This is a genomic window from Burkholderia pyrrocinia (assembly GCF_001028665.1).
Lineage (GTDB): Bacteria > Pseudomonadota > Gammaproteobacteria > Burkholderiales > Burkholderiaceae > Burkholderia > Burkholderia pyrrocinia.
Genome location: NZ_CP011503.1, coordinates 1622334 through 1640356, shown reverse-complemented (window position 1 = coordinate 1640356; position 18023 = coordinate 1622334). Strand labels below are relative to the sequence as shown.

At 62.2% G+C, this 18023-nt stretch carries 27 protein-coding genes; 2 read left to right on the top strand and 25 right to left on the bottom strand.

Features of this window, described 5'->3' with window-relative positions; translation table 11 throughout:
• Window positions 1-4: 4 nt before the first annotated feature.
• Both ABD05_RS07565 and ABD05_RS07560 read right to left on the bottom strand, forming a co-directional pair.
• Complete coding sequence (locus tag ABD05_RS07565) at window positions 5-2221, bottom strand: cytochrome c biogenesis protein ResB (protein WP_047899590.1); 2217 nt, start codon at window positions 2219-2221, stop codon at window positions 5-7.
• 202 nt (window positions 2222-2423) lie between these two features.
• Window positions 2424-3077 (bottom strand): c-type cytochrome, encoded by a 654-nt coding sequence (locus ABD05_RS07560; RefSeq protein ID WP_047899589.1) that lies wholly within the window; start codon window positions 3075-3077, stop codon window positions 2424-2426.
• Between the two features lie 214 nt (window positions 3078-3291).
• On the opposite strand from ABD05_RS07560, the gene yihA reads away from it, so the two are divergent.
• Both yihA and hemB read left to right on the top strand, forming a co-directional pair.
• Window positions 3292-3951, top strand: coding sequence for a ribosome biogenesis GTP-binding protein YihA/YsxC (yihA, locus tag ABD05_RS07555; protein WP_047899588.1), 660 nt, complete (start codon window positions 3292-3294; stop codon window positions 3949-3951).
• A 253-nt stretch (window positions 3952-4204) separates the two neighbouring features.
• Window positions 4205-5203: a porphobilinogen synthase gene (hemB, locus tag ABD05_RS07550; RefSeq protein ID WP_034209736.1), complete on the top strand. Its 999-nt coding sequence runs from the start codon at window positions 4205-4207 to the stop codon at window positions 5201-5203.
• A gap of 156 nt (window positions 5204-5359) precedes the next feature.
• Here hemB and dsbD read toward each other — a convergent pair whose 3' ends face one another.
• The 23 genes from dsbD to rplP form a co-directional block, all read right to left on the bottom strand.
• Window positions 5360-7213, bottom strand: a complete 1854-nt coding sequence (gene dsbD, locus ABD05_RS07545; protein ID WP_047899587.1) for a protein-disulfide reductase DsbD — start codon at window positions 7211-7213, stop codon at window positions 5360-5362.
• Window positions 7206-7532: a divalent-cation tolerance protein CutA gene (cutA, locus tag ABD05_RS07540; protein WP_047899586.1), complete on the bottom strand. Its 327-nt coding sequence runs from the start codon at window positions 7530-7532 to the stop codon at window positions 7206-7208. The genes dsbD and cutA overlap by 8 nt, the downstream gene beginning before the upstream one ends.
• 202 nt (window positions 7533-7734) lie before the next feature.
• Window positions 7735-8130 (bottom strand): 50S ribosomal protein L17, encoded by a 396-nt coding sequence (gene rplQ, locus ABD05_RS07535; protein ID WP_006477175.1) that lies wholly within the window; start codon window positions 8128-8130, stop codon window positions 7735-7737.
• Window positions 8131-8267: 137 nt separating this feature from the next.
• Window positions 8268-9245 carry a DNA-directed RNA polymerase subunit alpha gene (locus tag ABD05_RS07530; protein ID WP_006477176.1) on the bottom strand — a complete coding sequence of 326 codons (978 nt, stop codon included), beginning with the start codon at window positions 9243-9245 and terminating at the stop codon, window positions 8268-8270.
• Between the two features lie 124 nt (window positions 9246-9369).
• Window positions 9370-9993 (bottom strand): 30S ribosomal protein S4, encoded by a 624-nt coding sequence (gene rpsD, locus ABD05_RS07525; RefSeq protein WP_047899585.1) that lies wholly within the window; start codon window positions 9991-9993, stop codon window positions 9370-9372.
• Between the two features lie 154 nt (window positions 9994-10147).
• On the bottom strand, window positions 10148-10549 hold the full coding sequence (rpsK, locus tag ABD05_RS07520; protein ID WP_004197937.1) for a 30S ribosomal protein S11: 402 nt from the start codon (window positions 10547-10549) through the stop codon (window positions 10148-10150).
• Between the two features lie 28 nt (window positions 10550-10577).
• Complete coding sequence (rpsM, locus tag ABD05_RS07515; RefSeq protein ID WP_047899584.1) at window positions 10578-10943, bottom strand: 30S ribosomal protein S13; 366 nt, start codon at window positions 10941-10943, stop codon at window positions 10578-10580.
• A 38-nt stretch (window positions 10944-10981) separates the two neighbouring features.
• Window positions 10982-11098, bottom strand: coding sequence for a 50S ribosomal protein L36 (rpmJ, locus tag ABD05_RS07510; protein WP_004199844.1), 117 nt, complete (start codon window positions 11096-11098; stop codon window positions 10982-10984).
• Between the two features lie 20 nt (window positions 11099-11118).
• Window positions 11119-11337, bottom strand: coding sequence for a translation initiation factor IF-1 (infA, locus tag ABD05_RS07505; protein ID WP_004521905.1), 219 nt, complete (start codon window positions 11335-11337; stop codon window positions 11119-11121).
• Window positions 11338-11345: 8 nt separating this feature from the next.
• Window positions 11346-12695 carry a preprotein translocase subunit SecY gene (gene secY / locus ABD05_RS07500; protein WP_006482915.1) on the bottom strand — a complete coding sequence of 450 codons (1350 nt, stop codon included), beginning with the start codon at window positions 12693-12695 and terminating at the stop codon, window positions 11346-11348.
• Window positions 12696-12737: 42 nt separating this feature from the next.
• Window positions 12738-13172, bottom strand: a complete 435-nt coding sequence (gene rplO / locus ABD05_RS07495; RefSeq protein WP_006482880.1) for a 50S ribosomal protein L15 — start codon at window positions 13170-13172, stop codon at window positions 12738-12740.
• A gap of 26 nt (window positions 13173-13198) precedes the next feature.
• A complete protein-coding gene (gene rpmD / locus ABD05_RS07490) occupies window positions 13199-13381 on the bottom strand; it encodes a 50S ribosomal protein L30 (RefSeq protein WP_006400644.1) in 183 nt (60 codons plus the stop codon).
• A 15-nt stretch (window positions 13382-13396) separates the two neighbouring features.
• Window positions 13397-13915 carry a 30S ribosomal protein S5 gene (rpsE, locus tag ABD05_RS07485; RefSeq protein WP_006482895.1) on the bottom strand — a complete coding sequence of 173 codons (519 nt, stop codon included), beginning with the start codon at window positions 13913-13915 and terminating at the stop codon, window positions 13397-13399.
• Window positions 13916-13929: 14 nt separating this feature from the next.
• Window positions 13930-14295 carry a 50S ribosomal protein L18 gene (gene rplR / locus ABD05_RS07480; protein ID WP_006477183.1) on the bottom strand — a complete coding sequence of 122 codons (366 nt, stop codon included), beginning with the start codon at window positions 14293-14295 and terminating at the stop codon, window positions 13930-13932.
• A 12-nt stretch (window positions 14296-14307) separates the two neighbouring features.
• A complete protein-coding gene (rplF, locus tag ABD05_RS07475) occupies window positions 14308-14838 on the bottom strand; it encodes a 50S ribosomal protein L6 (RefSeq protein WP_047899583.1) in 531 nt (176 codons plus the stop codon).
• Between the two features lie 18 nt (window positions 14839-14856).
• Window positions 14857-15252: a 30S ribosomal protein S8 gene (rpsH, locus tag ABD05_RS07470; protein ID WP_034183605.1), complete on the bottom strand. Its 396-nt coding sequence runs from the start codon at window positions 15250-15252 to the stop codon at window positions 14857-14859.
• A gap of 14 nt (window positions 15253-15266) precedes the next feature.
• Window positions 15267-15572 (bottom strand): 30S ribosomal protein S14, encoded by a 306-nt coding sequence (gene rpsN / locus ABD05_RS07465; protein ID WP_006482884.1) that lies wholly within the window; start codon window positions 15570-15572, stop codon window positions 15267-15269.
• 7 nt (window positions 15573-15579) lie between these two features.
• Complete coding sequence (gene rplE, locus ABD05_RS07460) at window positions 15580-16119, bottom strand: 50S ribosomal protein L5 (RefSeq protein ID WP_006477186.1); 540 nt, start codon at window positions 16117-16119, stop codon at window positions 15580-15582.
• 16 nt (window positions 16120-16135) lie between these two features.
• Complete coding sequence (gene rplX, locus ABD05_RS07455) at window positions 16136-16444, bottom strand: 50S ribosomal protein L24 (RefSeq protein ID WP_006477187.1); 309 nt, start codon at window positions 16442-16444, stop codon at window positions 16136-16138.
• 9 nt (window positions 16445-16453) lie between these two features.
• A complete protein-coding gene (gene rplN, locus ABD05_RS07450; protein WP_006482918.1) occupies window positions 16454-16822 on the bottom strand; it encodes a 50S ribosomal protein L14 in 369 nt (122 codons plus the stop codon).
• Between the two features lie 309 nt (window positions 16823-17131).
• Window positions 17132-17404, bottom strand: coding sequence for a 30S ribosomal protein S17 (gene rpsQ, locus ABD05_RS07445; protein WP_047899582.1), 273 nt, complete (start codon window positions 17402-17404; stop codon window positions 17132-17134).
• Window positions 17401-17595: a 50S ribosomal protein L29 gene (gene rpmC, locus ABD05_RS07440; RefSeq protein WP_006400652.1), complete on the bottom strand. Its 195-nt coding sequence runs from the start codon at window positions 17593-17595 to the stop codon at window positions 17401-17403. Before rpmC ends, rpsQ begins: the two co-directional genes overlap by 4 nt.
• 9 nt (window positions 17596-17604) lie before the next feature.
• Window positions 17605-18021: a 50S ribosomal protein L16 gene (rplP, locus tag ABD05_RS07435; protein ID WP_006482873.1), complete on the bottom strand. Its 417-nt coding sequence runs from the start codon at window positions 18019-18021 to the stop codon at window positions 17605-17607.
• Window positions 18022-18023 lie beyond the last annotated feature (2 nt).

Below are 18023 nucleotides of genomic sequence, written 5' to 3'. Positions count from 1 at the left end.
GATGTTACCGGGTGGAATTCTCGGAATCGGAACCGCCGCCGGCAGGCGGGCGGACCGTCGATGCCGCACCGGCGGGCGCGGCGTCGCGAGGTGCGGCGCGCAAGGCGGCGCCGGCCGCGTCGCGCGTCTGCACGAATTCTTTCTCGAAATCGAAGGTCTTGCGGGCCGTGGACATCGCCATCACCACGTCGACACCCGAACCGGCATCCTTGAGCCAGAACCAGAGGCGCCGTTCGCGCACGTAGAACATCGAGAAGATGCCGGCGACCAGCAGCAGGCTGCCAAGATACACCAGATTCTTGCCAGGTGCGCGCGTCAACTGAAATACCGAAGCTTGCACCTGCTTGAATGAGTCAAGCTGCAGATAGACGGGCGATCCATACAGAAAGCTGTCGGATAGCGCATTGATCGCGTTCTGCACGAAGCGGATCGTGTCGGTGCCCTGCTGGGCGGCCGGCTGGCCGGCGCGCTCGCGCGAGATCTGCCAGACCTCCCACATCGAGCCCTCGAGCATCCGCAGCAGCAGGCTCGCAGCCTTCTCCTGCTCGGCCTTCGGCACCGAGCGGTCGATGAACGTCGCCACGGCCTGGAAGCCGCCGATCGGTTGGCCGTCCGCGCCGCGGCCGCCACTGTCGTCGCTCGCAGCAAACAGGGTCAGCACCTTGGATGCGCTGTCCTGCAGGCGGGCGCGCAGCGATGCGTCGGCGCCCGGCAGCGAACGCTGCGCGAAGCGCGCAGCGGCTTCGGTGCGCACGGCCGGATCCTCGAGCGCGGCGCGCAGGTGCATCCATTCGCCGATCGAATCCTGGCTGTCGGCCGGAATCCGCATGTAGCGGAACGGATCGTTCGGGCTCGCGCGCACGCCGGCGAGGAACACGCGCTCGCCGTTCATGTCGACGGGCAGCATGTAGTTGTTGAATTCGCGCGCCTGGCCGTCCTTGCCGCGGATCTTGTACTGCACGGACGGGCCGATGTTGTGGAGCTGCATCGGCTTCGACGTCTTCGCGCCGGAGCCGAGCCGTTCGTCGAACGCTTCTTTGAGCGACGCCGTCTTCGCGACGCCGCGCACGTCCAGCTTGCCGTTCGCGTCGGCCATGTTCTCGACGTTGATCGCGCGGAAATCGGCGAACTCGATCGTGTCGCCGTCGGCGCCCGGCATCTGCAGCGGCGCCGAACTGCCGATCGTGCCCTGCACGGCGAAGGCCTTCGCGTTGCCGCCCGTCATCGGGTAAGCCGTCATCTGCATCTGCGAGCCGCCGTCCTGGAAGCTCGACTGGTAGATCGACACGCCCTTGTACGTGAACGGCTTGTTGACCTCGACGCGCGCCGGGATCTTCTGGCCGGTCTCGCGATCGATCACGACGATATCGCTCGCGAACAGCTTCGGCATGCCCGTCGTGTAGTAGTCGACGATGAACTTGTTGAGCTGGATCGAGAACGGCAGGTCCTGGATCAGCGAGCCGCTCGGCTGGTTCAGGATCGCGGTCGACACGAACTGGCCCTCGGGCACCCACGCATAGCCGCGGAAGGTCGGGTTCGACGCGGACAGGCGATGGTCGGGCGAGATCTCGCTGATCGTCGCGCTCGTGTTGACCGGGCTCTTGCCGAACATCCACATCTGGAATTTGATCGGCAGGTTGCTGTCGAGCAGGCCGCCGATACAGATCACGACGATCGCGAGGTGGGCGGAGATGTAACCCCACTTGGTCATCGCACCGCGCTTCGCGGAGATCAGCGTCGCGCCGTCGGTTTCACGCACGACGTGCTTGTAGCCGGCCTTGGTGACGAACGTGGCGAGCGTCGCCGCAACGGTCGCGCGCGTGCCGGAAGCCGAGTATTCGGCCTTGTGGTGGAACGCGCGCAGGCTGCCTTCGCGGACCTTGTCCTTCCAGCTCTTCGCATCGGCGAGCATCTTCGGCGCGTTGCGGATCACGCACAGCGAGACCGACACGACGAGGAAGATCAGGATCAGCATGAACCACCACGCGCTGTACACGTTGTACAGGCCGAGCGAGCGGAAGATGTCCGCCCAGAACGGCCCGAACTGGTTCACGTAGTTCGGATACGGATCGTCCTGGGTCAGGACCGTGCCGATGATGCTCGCGATCGACAGCACCACCAGCAGCGCAATCGCGAAGCGCATCGAGCTCAGCAGCTCGACCGCGCGCTTCGGCGCACCCTGACCCGACTTCGACTGCAACCCCGACGTGGTAACGCTCATTCAAACTCCGACTAAGGGGAAACAGCCCCCACGCTCACTATGTTCGCTGCCCCCCAAGGGGGCGGTCAGCACTCTTGGGGCGGCCCGGCGAGTGCTGACAAAAAAGGGCGAGGCAACCGCAATGGCGCGGCGCCCCACCCTTTTCTTGTTCTGACTCCGGCCGCCCTTCGGGCGCCCGGTCATTCCATTCGCGACTGGCCGCTCAACGCAGGCCCGCGATGTAATCCGCGACGGCCTTGATCTCGTTGTCCGACAGGCGCGTCGCGATCTGCTGCATCGCCTCGTTGTTGCTGCGCGCGCCGGCACCCTGCTGGAACGCGGTCAACTGCGCGACCGTGTAATCGGCCCACTGCCCCGACAGACGCGGGTACTGGACCGGGATCCCCTGGCCTGTCGGCCCGTGGCAGCTCGCGCAGGCGGGCACGCCCTTCTCCGCGATGCCGCCGCGATAGATCTTCTGGCCGATCGGCACGGTCGCCGCATCGCGTGCGGTACCGAGCTTCGTCGTCTGCGACCCGTAGTACGCGGCGACGTTGCGCATGTCGTCCGCGCTCAGCGCGCTCGCGAATCCGACCATCACCGCGTTGGTACGCACCGGCCCCTTCGCGCCCGGCTGCGTCTTGAAGTCGTTCAACTGCTTGACCAGATATTCGGGATGCTGGCCGGCAAGCTTCGGGAAACTGCCCGACGCGCTATTGCCGTCGGCACCGTGACACGACGCGCAGACTTGCCCGGCAATCGCCTTGCCGCGGTCGAGATCCGGCTTTGCCGCATCCGCCGCGTTTGCCTCCGCTACGAAACCTACGAACCCTGCTGCAACCTGAAGCACCATCAGAGACTTGCACAGTCGATTCATTCGCACACCCTGTTTCGTCTTGTGGGAATTTGAGGTTCTGCAAAAAACGACGGCGACCAGTCTACCGCAGAAGCCACATAAAAGCGCGAGGCAGGCGCCCGGTGGCCTTCGGTAAAACCGTCGTATTGTACAATATCGTGTTGAAAGCTCCCGCGCCTATCGGGGCTACCCCGCCTCCACCAAGCGGCTCGCGCCGCCCGTCCTTCCGGTTCCCATGGCCTTTCTGCTCCATCAAGCCCGCTTCTACACGACCGTCAACCATCTGCGCGACCTGCCGCCGACGGTACAGCCGGAAATCGCGTTCGCGGGCCGCTCGAATGCCGGCAAGTCGACGGCGATCAACGTGCTGTGCAACCAGAAGCGGCTGGCCTTCGCATCGAAGACGCCCGGCCGCACGCAGCATATCAACTACTTCTCCGTCGGCCCGGCCGCCGAGCCCGTCGCGAACCTCGTCGACCTGCCCGGCTACGGCTACGCGGAAGTGCCGGGCGCCGCGAAGGCGCACTGGGAAATGCTGCTGTCGTCCTACCTCGCGACCCGCTCGCAGCTCTGCGGCCTGATCCTGATGATGGATTCGCGCCGCCCGCTGACCGACCTCGATCGCCGCATGATCGAGTGGTTCACGCCGACCGGCAAGCCGATCCACACGCTGCTGACGAAGTGCGACAAATTGACGCGGCAGGAAAGCATCAACGCGCTGCGGACCACGCAAAAGGGGCTGGATGCGTATCGCGACCAGGGCGTCCAGGGCAAGCTGACGGTCCAGTTGTTCTCCGCGCTGAAGCGCACGGGGCTCGACGACGCGCATGAGCTGATCGAGAGCTGGTTGCGACCGTCCGTCGCCGACGAAAAAAGCGAGCCTGTAGCACAATGATCGGGCAACGCGCGGCCGGGATCGGCGGCGCGCACCTGACGGCGCCTGCGGATTCGGCCGGCTCATAAAAAAACCCGCCGTTTAACGGCGGGTCAAACAGCCTAATCGAAAAACGACAGGCACCCGCTCAGGGAGGAGAAGCGGGGAGCTGCACGCGACGCGTGCCGCTCGATCGCTATCATATACCAACGCTCCCGAAAATGACCTAAGGGTTCCGTAAGGTCCTTACTACCCTGATTTCTGCCCAATCGCCATGAGCTTCCATCCGCTTCATCGTCCGCGCCGGATGCGCCGCGACGACTTCTCCCGGCGCCTGATGCGCGAAAACCGCCTGACCACCGACGATCTGATCTATCCGGTGTTCGTCGTCGAAGGCACCAACGAACGGCAGCCGGTGCCGTCGATGCCCGGCGTCGAGCGCGTGTCCGTCGATCTGCTGATGCATGTCGCCGAGCAATGCGTCGAACTCGGCGTGCCCGTGCTGTCGCTGTTCCCGGCCATCGAACCGTCGCTGAAAACGCCTGACGGCCGCGAGGCAGCCAATCCGGAAGGCCTGATCCCGCGGGCGGTGCGCGAGCTGAAGAAGCGCTTCCCCGAACTCGGCGTGCTGACCGACGTCGCACTCGATCCGTACACGAGCCATGGCCAGGACGGCGTGCTCGACGAGAACGGCTACGTGATCAACGACGACACGATCGAGATCCTGGTCGATCAGGCACGCGCCCAAGCCGAAGCCGGTGTCGACATCGTCGCGCCGTCGGACATGATGGACGGGCGCATCGGCGCAGTCCGCGAGATGCTGGAAAGCGACGGCCACATCCATACGCGCATCATGGCCTACTCAGCGAAGTTCGCGTCGGCGTTCTACGGCCCGTTCCGCGACGCGGTCGGCTCGGCGTCCAATCTGGGCAAGGGCAACAAGATGACCTACCAGATGGATCCGGCGAACAGCGATGAAGCGCTGCGCGAAGTGCGCCTCGACATCGACGAAGGCGCCGACATGGTGATGGTCAAGCCCGGCATGCCGTACCTCGACATCGTGCGCCGCGTGAAAGACGAGTTCCGCTTCCCGACCTACGTGTACCAGGTGAGCGGCGAATACGCGATGCTGAAGGCCGCCGCGATGAACGGCTGGCTCGACCACGACAAGGTCGTGCTCGAATCGCTGCTCGCGTTCAAACGTGCGGGCGCCGACGGCGTGCTCACGTACTTCGCACTCGATGCCGCGCGTCTGCTGAAAGCGCAACGCTGATCGCGCGCCGGCGGGCGAAAAGAAAAACGGCGGGACACCTCGGTGTTCCGCCGTTTTTTGTTTGCCGCCGATCGAGGCCGCGTATCGACGTCGAGTCGTCAGTTCATGCCGCGCGAGCGCTCCGGTACGCCACCGGCACGCACGCGGCAGACACCGTCATACCGTCGGGACAGCGGCCCGATCGAGGCTGCGCAGGAACGTCTCGGCCGACTGATAACCGACCACGCGCCCGATTTCGTTGCCGCTTCGATCGAAGAAGATGATGCCCGGCGGCCCGAACAGGTTGAAGCGCTTGAGCAGCGCCTGGTCGTCCGGGTTGTTCGCGGTGACGTCCGCGCGCACGAGGTGAAGCTGCGCGAGCCGCGCCTGCACGCGCGGGTCGGTAAACGTCAGATGCTCCATCTCCTTGCAGCTCACGCACCAGTCCGCATAGAAGTCGAGCATCACGGGCTGGCCCGACGTCTTCAGCAGCGTGTCGAGTTCCGCACTGGAGCGCACCGATGCGAACGCGGGCCCGTCCTGCGCGGCAGCCGTGCCGGCCGCCGCCGCGGCACCGCCCGACGCAACCGTGCGCGCCGCTAGCACGGCCAGCGGCTTGACGGGATCGTTCGATCCCGCAGCCAGGCCGACGAGCAGCGTTGCCGCCCAGATTGCGAGCGCGGCGCCCACACCGCGGCCCAGGCGGCGCCAGATCGACGCGGCGCCAGCGTTCGGCGTGAACAACCCGAGCGCCGCGGCCGCGATGAGCAGCCACAACGCGGCGAGCACCATCTTCAGACCGCCCGCGAGCACCGGCCACACGATCCATAGCGCGGCCGCGAGCAGCACGATGCCGAAGAACACCTTCACGCCATCCATCCATGCGCCCGCACGCGGCAGCACCGTTCCGGCGCCGACGCCGACGACGAGCAGCGGCACGCCGAGCCCCAGCCCCATCGCGAACAGCGCCGCACCGCCGAGCAGCGCATTGCCGGTATGTGCGATGAAGGCGAGCACCGCGAACAGCGGCGCCGTCATGCATGCGCCGACGACCAGCGCCGACAATGCGCCCATCGCCGCGACCGCGATGAAGTGGCCGCCCTGGCGCGCGCTCGATTGCTCGGCCGCGCCGTTCTGCCAGCGCTCGGGAAGCGCAATGTCCTTGCCCGAAATCAGCGATACGGCGAATGCGGTAAGCAGCACGCCGAACGCACCGAGCACCCATGGGTTCTGCAGCCACGCGCCGAGACTCTGGCCGACCAGCGCCGCGACGATGCCGAGCACCGTATAGACCAGCGCCATGCCGACCACGTAGGTCAGCGACAGCGCGAAGCCGCGTGCATGCGTCGCGCGCGTGCCCTGGCCAATGATGATCGCGGACACGATCGGAATCATCGGATACGAACAGGGCAGGAGGCTCAGCACGACGCCCGCGACGAAGTACAACGCGACGATCGTGAAGAACCCGTGCCCTTCGAGCAGCGACTGCGCGAAATCGGCGCTCGTGACCTTGTCGAACCAACTGCCCTCGGCAGCCGCTTGGCCGGACGACGATCCGGCAGCGCCGAGCGCGGCGCCGCCGACTTTCACGACGTGCTCCGCCGGCGGATAGCAGATCCCTTCGTCCGCGCACCCCTGCGACGTCACTGCGAGCTCGAACGGCCCCGACGCCTGCTTGACCGGCACGTGCACCACGACTTCATCACGATAGGTCTCGACGTTCTTCTGGAACGTCTGGTCGAACTTCACGTGGCCGGCCGGCAATTGCGGCTCGCCGAGCGTCGCCTGCCCGCTCTTCACCGCGAACGCGAACCGCTCGCGATACAGGTAATAGCCATTGGCGACCTTGAAGCGGACGTCCACCTGCCCCGGCGATTCGCTCGCGCTGAACTTGAACGCAACCGACGGATCGAGGAAATCGTCGGCCGCGCGCGCGACGGACAGGCCGCCCAGCACGAGCACGAACGACAACAAGACTGCAAGAAACCGCAGCGCGCGCACGCGCACGGGAAGCGCCATACCGTTAAACATGAAATAGACGTTGAGTTTCGCTGGTCACCCACTGACCGTACGCGGCCGACGCCGTCGCCTGCCACGAGACGATTTCGGGCGTCTCGTAAGGATGATGCGCGAGAATAAATCGCTCCAGTTCGAGCGCCCGCATGGGGCTCGTCTTGAACAGCAACTGGATCTCGTCGGCCGTTTCGACCTTGCCCTGCCAGTGATAGCGCGACCTGATCGTACCGAGCTCCGACACGCACGCGGCAAGCCGCGCGTCGAGCACGCCGTCGGCGAGCGCGGTGGCCGTCGCCGCATCGGGCACCGTCGTCAGCATCAGCACCACGATCATCTGCGCCTCCTGGCTGGTCTACCGGCTCCTGCCGACGTGCATTTTGCCCCCCAGGGCCCGCGCCGGATTGCTAATATCGTAACGCAGCCCGCGCAACGCTGCCCGCGCCCGCCTGCGACAATCGATCGCAGCCGGCATCTCAAAAACAAAAAGGGCCAAGCTATCGCTCGGCCCCTTTCAGATACTGCTGCGTACCGGAAGCTTATTCAGCTTCTTGCACGTTTTCCGTTTCGTCGACTTCCGGACGGTCGAGCAGCTCGACCAGTGCCATCGGCGCGTTGTCGCCAACGCGGAAGCCGAACTTCAGCACGCGCAGGTAGCCGCCCGGACGGTTCGCGAAACGCGGACCGAGCACGTCGAACAGCTTCGCCACCGAGTCACGATCGCGCAGGCGGTTGAACGCCAGGCGACGGTTTGCCAGCGACGGCTTCTTGCCGAGCGTGATCAGCGGCTCGACGACTTTACGGAGTTCCTTCGCCTTCGGCAGCGTCGTCTTGATGACTTCGTGCTCGATCAGCGAGTTGGACATGTTACGGAGCATAGCCAGACGGTGGCTGCTCGTGCGGTTCAGTTTCCGCAGACCATGACGATGGCGCATTTCAGTTTCCTTGATTCAAAGTTTTGATCCAGCTCTTCTATCGCACCTCGAAGGGTGCACGGGCCGGTAGCGAAAAAAGCAAGATGCGGATTTTAAAGGAAAATCCGCATCTTTGCCAACTGCAGCAACAACCGGGCTTACTTGTCGAGACCAGCCGGCGGCCAGTTCTCGAGCTTCATGCCCAGCGTGAGACCGCGCGAAGCGAGCACTTCCTTGATCTCGTTGAGCGACTTGCGACCGAGGTTCGGCGTCTTCAGCAGCTCGTTTTCCGTGCGCTGAATCAGGTCGCCGATGTAGTAGATGTTCTCGGCCTTCAGGCAGTTCGCCGAACGAACCGTCAGCTCGAGATCGTCCACCGGACGCAGCAGGATCGGATCGATCTGCGGCGCACGCGACGGTGCCTCGGCAGCCGTTTCCGTGCCTTCCAGCGCCGCGAACACGGACAACTGGTCGACCAGGATGCGGGCCGATTGACGGATCGCTTCTTCCGGCGTGATCACACCGCTCGTCTCGATGTTCATCACGAGCTTGTCGAGGTCGGTACGCTGCTCGACACGTGCGCTTTCGACCGCGTAGCTCACGCGGCGAACCGGCGAGAACGATGCGTCGAGGACGATGCGGCCGATGATCTTGGCCGTGTCTTCGCCGTAGCGACGGACGTTACCGGGCACGTAGCCGCGACCCTTCTCGATCTTGATCTGAACGTCGAGCTTGCCGCCCTTCGACAGGTGCGCGATCACGTGATTCGGGTTGATGACTTCGCAATCGTGAGCCAGCTCGATATCACCGGCCGTGACGACGCCTTCGCCTTCCTTACGCAGCGTAACCGTCACTTCGTCACGGTTATGCAGCTTGAACACCACACCCTTCAGGTTCAGCAGCAGGTTGACGACGTCTTCCTGCACGCCATCAAGCGTCGAGTACTCGTGCACCACGCCCGCGATCGTGACTTCGGTCGGCGCGTAGCCAACCATCGACGACAGCAGCACGCGGCGAAGCGCATTGCCCAAGGTATGGCCGTAACCGCGCTCGAACGGTTCCATGACCACCCGCGCGTGGTTCTCGCCCAGCGATTCCACGGCGATGATCTTGGGTTTCAGCAAACTGGTTTGCATGGGTTTTCCTTTTCAATACCCTCGGCTCGTTACACCGATAAGGCTGACCGGTAACAACCAGAAAATAAACAGCCGAGGCCCCTCCTTGCGTAACGCAATCGGGGTACCTCGGCCGTCAATCGGATTAACGCGAATACAATTCGACGATCAGGCTTTCGTTGATGTCGCCTGCGATCTCAACGCGTTCCGGCATTTGCTTGAACGTGCCTTCGAACTTCTTCGCATCGACTGCAACCCAGCTCGGCATGCCGCCTTGCTCGGCCAGCGACAGCGCTTCGACGATACGCGCCTGCTTCTTCGCCTTTTCGCGGATCGCAACGACGTCACCCGCCTTCACTTGCTGCGACGGGACGTTCGCGACGACGCCGTTCACCGTGATCGACTTGTGGCTCACGAGCTGACGCGCTTCAGCGCGGGTCGAGCCGAAGCCCATGCGATACACGACGTTGTCGAGGCGCGACTCGAGCAGTTGCAGCAGGTTTTCACCGGTGTTGCCCTTGCGGCGATCGGCTTCGGCGAAGTAGCGGCGGAACTGACGCTCCAGCACGCCGTAGATACGCTTGACCTTCTGCTTTTCGCGCAGCTGCGTACCGTAGTCGGACGTACGTGCGCCCGAGGTACGACCGTGCTGACCCGGCTTGCTGTCGAGCTTGCACTTGTCAGCAAGCGAGCGGCGCGCGCTCTTCAGGAACAGGTCGGTGCCTTCACGGCGGGACAGCTTGGCTTTGGGGCCGATATAACGTGCCACTTTGCATTCCTTTATCAATCAGTCACGCGGATCGAAATCCGCGCTAGTCCGCTCCCTTTGGGGCGAACGGTGGGCTTAGTCAATCAAAAAAGCAACGCCCGTCGACGCTACGCGGCGACAGGCAATGCGCCAGCACGAACGTGCCAGCACATTCTTAGATACGACGACGCTTCGGCGGGCGGCAGCCGTTGTGCGGAATCGGGGTGACGTCCGAAATCGCGGTGATCTTGATGCCGAGGCCGTGCAGTGCGCGCACTGCCGACTCACGACCCGGGCCCGGGCCCTTGATCCGCACTTCCAGATTCTTCACGCCGTATTCCATCGCGACGCGGCCAGCCGACTCGGCTGCGACCTGGGCAGCGAACGGCGTCGATTTGCGCGAGCCCTTGAAGCCCTGGCCGCCCGACGTCGCCCATGCCAGTGCGTTGCCTTGGCGATCGGTGATCGTGATGATCGTGTTGTTGAACGACGCGTGGACGTGAACCACACCTTCAGCGACGTTCTTCTTAACCTTCTTGCGAACGCGTTGCGCCGCGGTGTTCGAAGCCTTAGCCATTACGTTTTCCTGTAACTGTCAGTTCCGCTTACTTCTTCAGCGCTTGCGCTGCACGACGCGGACCCTTGCGGGTACGTGCGTTCGTACGCGTACGCTGACCGCGCATCGGCAGGCCCTTGCGATGACGGACGCCACGGTAGCAACCGAGGTCCATCAGGCGCTTGATGTTCATCGTCACTTCACGGCGCAGATCGCCTTCGACGACAAACTTGCCCACTTCTTCACGCAGCTTTTCGAGATCTGCGTCGGTCAGGTCCTTGACCTTCTTCGAGAATTCCACGCCAGCTGCCGCGCAGATGCTGCGCGAGCGCGTGCGGCCGACACCGAAGATTGCCGTCAGGCCAATCTCGGTATGCTGGTGATTCGGGATGTTAACCCCTGCGATACGAGCCATTGTTTTTCCTCAAACAAAAAGCGCAAACAAACGCGCGGTCAGCCTTGGCGCTGCTTGTGGCGCGGATCCGAGCTGCAGATCACGCGAACGACGCCCTTGCGCTTGATGATCTTGCAATTGCGGCAAATGCGCTTAACCGATGCCATCACTTTCATGATAATACCCTTTTTTCAAATCACTTCGCCCGGAACACGATCCGCGCACGAGACAGATCGTAAGGCGTCAATTCAACCGTCACCTTGTCGCCGGGCAGAATGCGGATGTAGTGCATCCGCATCTTTCCGGAAATATGCCCCAACACGACATGGCCGTTTTCCAGCTTCACACGGAAGGTCGCATTCGGGAGGTTTTCGATCACCTCACCTTGCATCTGGATTACATCGTCTTTGGCCATAGTCCTTATTAACGCATTGGGATGTTGCCGCCCTTGAAGTTAGCCTTCTTGAGCAGCGACTCATACTGTTGCGACATAACGTACGACTGCACCTGCGCCATAAAGTCCATCGTGACGACGACAATGATCAGCAGCGACGTTCCACCAAAATAAAACGGCACGTTCCAGCGCAGCACCAGGAATTCCGGCAGCAGACACACGAAGACGATGTAGATCGCACCGGCCAGCGTCAGACGCGTGAGGATGCGGTCGATATATCGTGCGGTCTGATCGCCCGGACGGATGCCCGGAACAAACGCGCCGCTCTTCTTCAGGTTATCCGCGGTTTCCCTGCTGTTGAACACCAGTGCGGTGTAGAAGAAGCAGAAAAACACGATTGCCAGCGTGTACAGCAGCACATAGACCGGCTGGCCCGGCTTCAGCGCTTCCGCAACGTTATGCAACGTATTGGAAATCCAGCTTCCCGTCGGCTGACCGGTACTGAACCAGCCGAGAATCGTTGCCGGGAACAGGATGATCGACGATGCGAAGATCGGCGGAATCACGCCCGACATGTTCAACTTCAGCGGCAAGTGCGACGACTGCCCGCCGTAGATCTTGTTGCCGACCTGGCGCTTCGCGTAGTTCACGAGGATCTTGCGCTGACCGCGTTCGATGAACACGACCAGGTAAGTCACCGCGGCAATCAGAACGACGATGATGATCGCCGAAATGATGCTCATCGAACCCGTACGCACCAGCTCGAACAGCCCACCGACGGCATTCGGGAACCCTGCTGCGATCCCGCCGAAGATGATGATCGAGATACCGTTGCCCAGACCACGCTCGGTAATCTGCTCGCCGAGCCACATCAGGAACATCGTGCCGGTAACCAGCGTCACGACCGTCGTCAGACGGAACAGCATGCCGGGATCGGTGACGAGGCCCGGCTGGTTTTCCAGCGCAGCCGCGATACCGAACGCCTGGAAGGTCGCGAGCACCACGGTGAAATACCGCGTGTACTGCGTGATCTTCCGTTGCCCAGCCTGCCCTTCCTTCTTCAGCGCCTCGAGTTGCGGCGATACGATCGCCAGCAACTGCATGATGATCGACGCCGAAATGTACGGCATGATCCCCAGCGCAAAGATCGTGAAGCGGGAAAGTGCGCCACCCGAGAACATGTTGAACATGCCCAGGATGCCACCCGCCTGGCTCTGGAACAGCTTAGCCAGTTGATCCGGATCGATGCCCGGCACGGGAATGTGCGCGCCGATGCGATAGACGATCAGCGCCAGGAGCAGGAACATCGCTCGCCGACGCAGATCGCCGAATTTCGCCGTGCTTCGACCGGGTTTTGCAAGACTCGGGCTGTTAGCCAAGTACCTTCTCCGATGAATGCAAGTGACGACGCGCTACGCGTGTCACTCGGCGAACGAACCGCCAGCCGCTTCGATCGCAGCGCGCGCACCCTTGGTGGCACCGAGACCCTTCACGACGATCTTGCGCTTCAGTTCGCCCGTCGCGATGATCTTTGCGCTCTTCGTCAGCTCGCCGACCAGGCCGGCTTGCTTCAGTGCGAGCAGATCGATCTCGTCGACCGGCAGCTTCTCGAGGTCGCCCAGACGCACTTCACCGACGAATTCCTTCGTCAGCGACGTGAAGCCGCGCTTCGGCAGACGACGTTGCAGCGGCATCTGACCGCCTTCGAAACCGACTTTGTGGAAGCCGCCCGAACGCGATTTCTGACCCTTGTGACCACGGCCAGCCGTCTTGCCGAGGCCCGAACCGATGCCACGGCCGACGCGACGCTTGGCGTGCTTGGCACCAGCTGCCGGCTTCAGGTTATTCAATTCCATATCAACTCCTTGATCCGTAGGGCCGCTTACGCGATGACCTTAACGAGGTACGAGACCTTGTTGATCATGCCGCGGACCGCCGGCGTGTCCTGCAGCTCGCTGACCGAGTTGAGTCGGCGCAGGCCCAGGCCACGCACGGTCGCGCGGTGCGATTCGCGGGTCCCGATCAGGCTCTTAACGAGCTGAACCTTGACAGTTTTTTCAGACATGGTGACCACCCGGGCTTAGCCCAAAATTTCTTCGACGGACTTGCCGCGCTTCGCCGCGATGTCTGCCGGGGTGGACTGCTTGCGCAGGCCGTCCAGCGTGGCGCGAACGAGGTTGTACGGGTTCGTCGAACCGTGGCTCTTCGCCACAACGTTCTGAACGCCCATCACGTCGAACACTGCGCGCATCGGGCCGCCGGCGATCACGCCCGTACCTGCCTTCGCCGGAGCGAGGAGGACGGCCGAGGCGCCGTGCTTGCCGTGCACTTCGTGCTGCAGCGTGCCGTTCTTGAGCGGCACCTTGAACATGTTGCGGCGAGCTTGTTCCATTGCCTTCTGGACAGCGACCGGCACTTCCTTCGCCTTGCCCTTGCCCATACCGATGCGGCCATCACCGTCGCCAACCACGGTCAGTGCGGCGAAGCCGAGAATACGGCCACCCTTCACGACCTTGGTCACGCGATTGACCGAAATCATCTTTTCACGAAGGCCGTCGTCGCGCTCGTCAGCCTGAACTTTCGCTTGCATCTTTGCCATGACGAATTCCTTCCTTAGAACTTGAGCCCAGCTTCGCGAGCTGCCTCAGCCAGCGCTTTCACGCGGCCGTGGTAGCGGAAGCCCGAGCGGTCGAAGGCGACGGATTCGATGCCGGCGGCCTTTGCCTTCTCGGCAATACGCTTGCCGATCAGCGTCGCGGCGTTAACGTTGCCGCCCTTGCCCGACTTGTCGGCGAGCTCGGCGCGCACTTCTGCCTCGAGCGTCGACGCGCTGGCGAGCACCTTGGTGCCGCAGGGCGAGAACACTTGAGCGTAGATGTGCGTGTTCGTGCGATGCACGGCGAGACGCGCGACCTGCAGCTCAGCGATCTTGATACGCGTCTGGCGAGCGCGGCGCAGGCGAGATTGAGTCTTATCCATGATTGCGCACCCTTACTTCTTCTTCGTTTCTTTGAGGATCACAACCTCGTCGGAATAGCGCACGCCCTTGCCCTTGTAGGGCTCCGGCGGACGGTAACCGCGGACTTCCGCAGCCACTTGACCGACTTGTTGCTTGTTGATCCCCTTGATCACGATTTCGGTTTGCGTCGGGGTTTCAGCCTTGATGCCTTCCGGCATCTGGTGCACCACCGGGTGCGAGAAACCCAGCGACAGGTTCAGCTTGTCGCCTTGCGCTTGTGCACGGTAACCGACGCCAACCAGCGTCAGCTTGCGCTCGAAACCCTTGGTCACGCCGTGCACGGCATTCGCGATGATCGCGCGCATCGTGCCCGACAGTGCATTTGCTTCGCGGCTTTCGTCGACCGGCGACAGATTCAGCGTGCCGTCGTTGTTCGCCACGTTCACGAGCGGATTGATCGCTTGCGTGATGGTGCCCAGCGGGCCCTTGACGGTGATTGCACCGTCGGCCAGCTTGACTTCCGCGCCTTGCAGCGCGATCGGGCTCTTACCTACTCGAGACATGTTTCTCTCTCCTCGGCTTTAAGCGACGTAGCAGATGACTTCGCCGCCGACGCCGGTAGCGCGCGCCTTGCGGTCGGTCATCACGCCCTTCGGCGTCGACACGATTGCCACGCCGAGGCCATTCATGACCTGCGGAATGTCGTTACGGCCGCGGTAGACGCGCAGGCCAGGCTTCGACACGCGCTCGAGGCGTTCGATGACCGGACGGCCAGCGTAGTACTTCAGCGCGATGTTCAGTTCTGCCTTCGCGCCTTCAGCCTTCACCGCGAAATCGTCGATATAACCTTCGTCCTTCAGGACTTGCGCGATTGCAACCTTGACCTTCGACGAGGGCATCGCGACCGATACCTTCTCGACCATCTGCGCGTTGCGGATGCGAGTCAGCATATCGGCGATAGGATCACTCATGCTCATTTACGTTTCTCCTATTACCAGCTCGCCTTGGTCAGGCCAGGAATCTCGCCACGGAATGCGATTTCACGAATCTTGTTACGCGCGAGGCCGAATTTACGGAACGTGCCACGCGGACGGCCCGTGATCGCGCAGCGATTACGCTGGCGGGTCGGGTTTGCGTTGCGGGGCAGTTGCTGCAGCTCCAGGCGTGCTTCGTAGCGCTCTTCTTCCGACTTGCTTTGGTCTTCGACGATCGCCTTCAGCGCTTCGCGCTTTGCTGCGAACTTCGCGACCAGGCGGGCGCGCTTCTTTTCACGTTCGATCAGTGCCAGTTTAGCCACGGTAACCTCAGTTTCTGAACGGGAACTTGAAGCTGGCGAGCAGAGCCTTTGCTTCGTCGTCGGTCTTCGCAGTCGTCGTGATGCTGATGTTCAGCCCACGCAGTGCGTCGATCTTGTCGTAATCGATTTCGGGGAAAATGATCTGCTCTTTCACACCGATGTTGTAGTTGCCACGGCCATCGAAAGCACGACCCGACACGCCGCGGAAGTCGCGCACGCGGGGCAGCGCGACGGTCACGAAACGGTCGAGGAATTCGTACATCGCCTGGCCGCGCAGCGTCACCATCGCGCCGATCGGATAACCCTGGCGGATCTTGAAGCCTGCGATTGCCTTGCGTGCCTTCGTCACGACCGGCTTCTGACCAGCGATCTTCGTGAGGTCGCCAACGGCGTTCTCGATGATCTTCTTGTCAGCGATCGCTTCGCCAAGACCCATGTTCAGCGTGATCTTGGTGATGCGCGGCACTTCCATGACCGACTTGTAACCGAACTTCTCGATCAGGCCGGGCACAACCTTTTCTTTGTAAAACTCTTGAAAACGAGCCATTTTTTACTCCGCTGCGTCAGGCGCTCAGTACGGCACCGGTCGTCTTCAGGAAGCGAACCTTCTTGCCTTCCTCGACCTTGATGCCAACACGCGACGCCTTGCCATTCGCGTCGACCAGTGCGACGTTCGAAATATGCAGGGGCATCGTCTTCGCTTCCACGCCGCCCGTCGTACCCTTCATCGGGTTCGGCTTCACATGCTTCTTGACGAGGTTGATACCTTCAACCGTCACATGCTCAGCACCGACAGCCAGCACGACGCCGCGCTTGCCCTTGTCCTTGCCGGTAACGACGATAACCTCGTCACCCTTGCGAATCTTGTTCATCGCGACTCCTTACAGCACTTCCGGCGCCAGCGAAACGATCTTCATGAATCGTTCGCTACGCAGCTCACGCGTCACCGGCCCGAAGATACGGGTGCCGATCGGCTCGAGCTTGTTATTCAAAAGCACAGCGGCGTTGCCGTCGAACTTGATCAGCGAGCCGTCTTGACGGCGCACGCCCTTGGCGGTGCGGACCACCACGGCGTTGTAAATTTCGCCTTTCTTCACGCGCCCGCGCGGCGTTGCCTCTTTGACGCTCACCTTGATGATGTCGCCAATGCCGGCATAACGACGCTTCGAGCCGCCGAGCACCTTGATGCACAGGACTTCACGTGCACCCGTGTTGTCGGCTACTTCGAGCCGAGATTCGGTCTGGATCATGGTTTGTCTTTCCCAACTTAATCCGGATGCACCACCATGATGCATTCGGTCAGTCTTGGTCCCGTCAGCCAATCGGCTGCTTGGGTTGGAACAGCAGCGACGGCAAACGAAACCCGCCATCGCAATTCGGTGAATCTTTCGGACAGGCTGGCGCCAGTCCGCTTCCCCCACCAACTTCGCCCGCGACGGGGCTCCCATAAAGAGGGAAGACCAGGATTATAACAAATAACCCTGGTCACGCAAGCAAAAACTTTGCGATTTCAAGCACTTCGTGGAGAAGTGCTTGTTACTGCCTACTGCACGGCCCGCTTAGATGACGCGAGCTGCTTCGACGAGGCGCGACACCGCCCAGGCCTTCGTCTTCGAAACAGGACGAGTTTCCTGGATTTCGACGAGATCGCCTTCGTTGCAGGTGTTCGCTTCATCATGCGCGTGGTACTTCTTCGAGCGCACGACATACTTGCCGTAGATCGGGTGCTTGACGCGGTGCTCGATCAGCACGGTGACGGTCTTGTCCATCTTGTTGCTGACGACCCGACCGACCAGCGTCCGCTTCAGCGAGGTTTTCACGCTATCGTTCATTTCTGGTTCGCCTTCTGAGTCATGACGGTCCGCACACGTGCGATGTCGCGACGAACCTTCTTCAGCTGGCTCGTGTTCGTGAGCTGCTGGGTCGCGAGTTGCATGCGCAGGCCGAATTGCGCCTTCAGCAGGTCCGCCAGCTCCTTGTTGAGCGCGGCCTGGTCTTTCTGGAGAAGTTCGGAAGCCTTCATGTTTTCTCCTTAGGCGCCGAGCTGGCGCACGATGAATGCCGTCTTCAGCGGCAGCTTGGCTGCAGCCAGACGGAACGCTTCGCGTGCCAGTTCTTCGGTTACGCCGTCCATTTCATAGAGCATCTTGCCCGGCTGAATCTCGGCGACGTAGTACTCCGGGTTACCCTTACCGTTACCCATACGTACTTCGGCCGGCTTCTGCGAAATCGGCTTGTCCGGGAAGATCCGGATCCAGATGCGGCCGCCACGCTTGATGTGACGCGTCATTGCACGACGCGCCGCTTCAATTTGACGTGCGGTCAGACGACCGCGACCGATCGCCTTCAGGCCGAATTCACCGAACGACACTGCGTTGCCGCGCGTCGCCTTGCCGGTGTTACGACCCTTCTGCTCTTTACGATACTTCCTGCGTTTCGGTTGCAGCATCG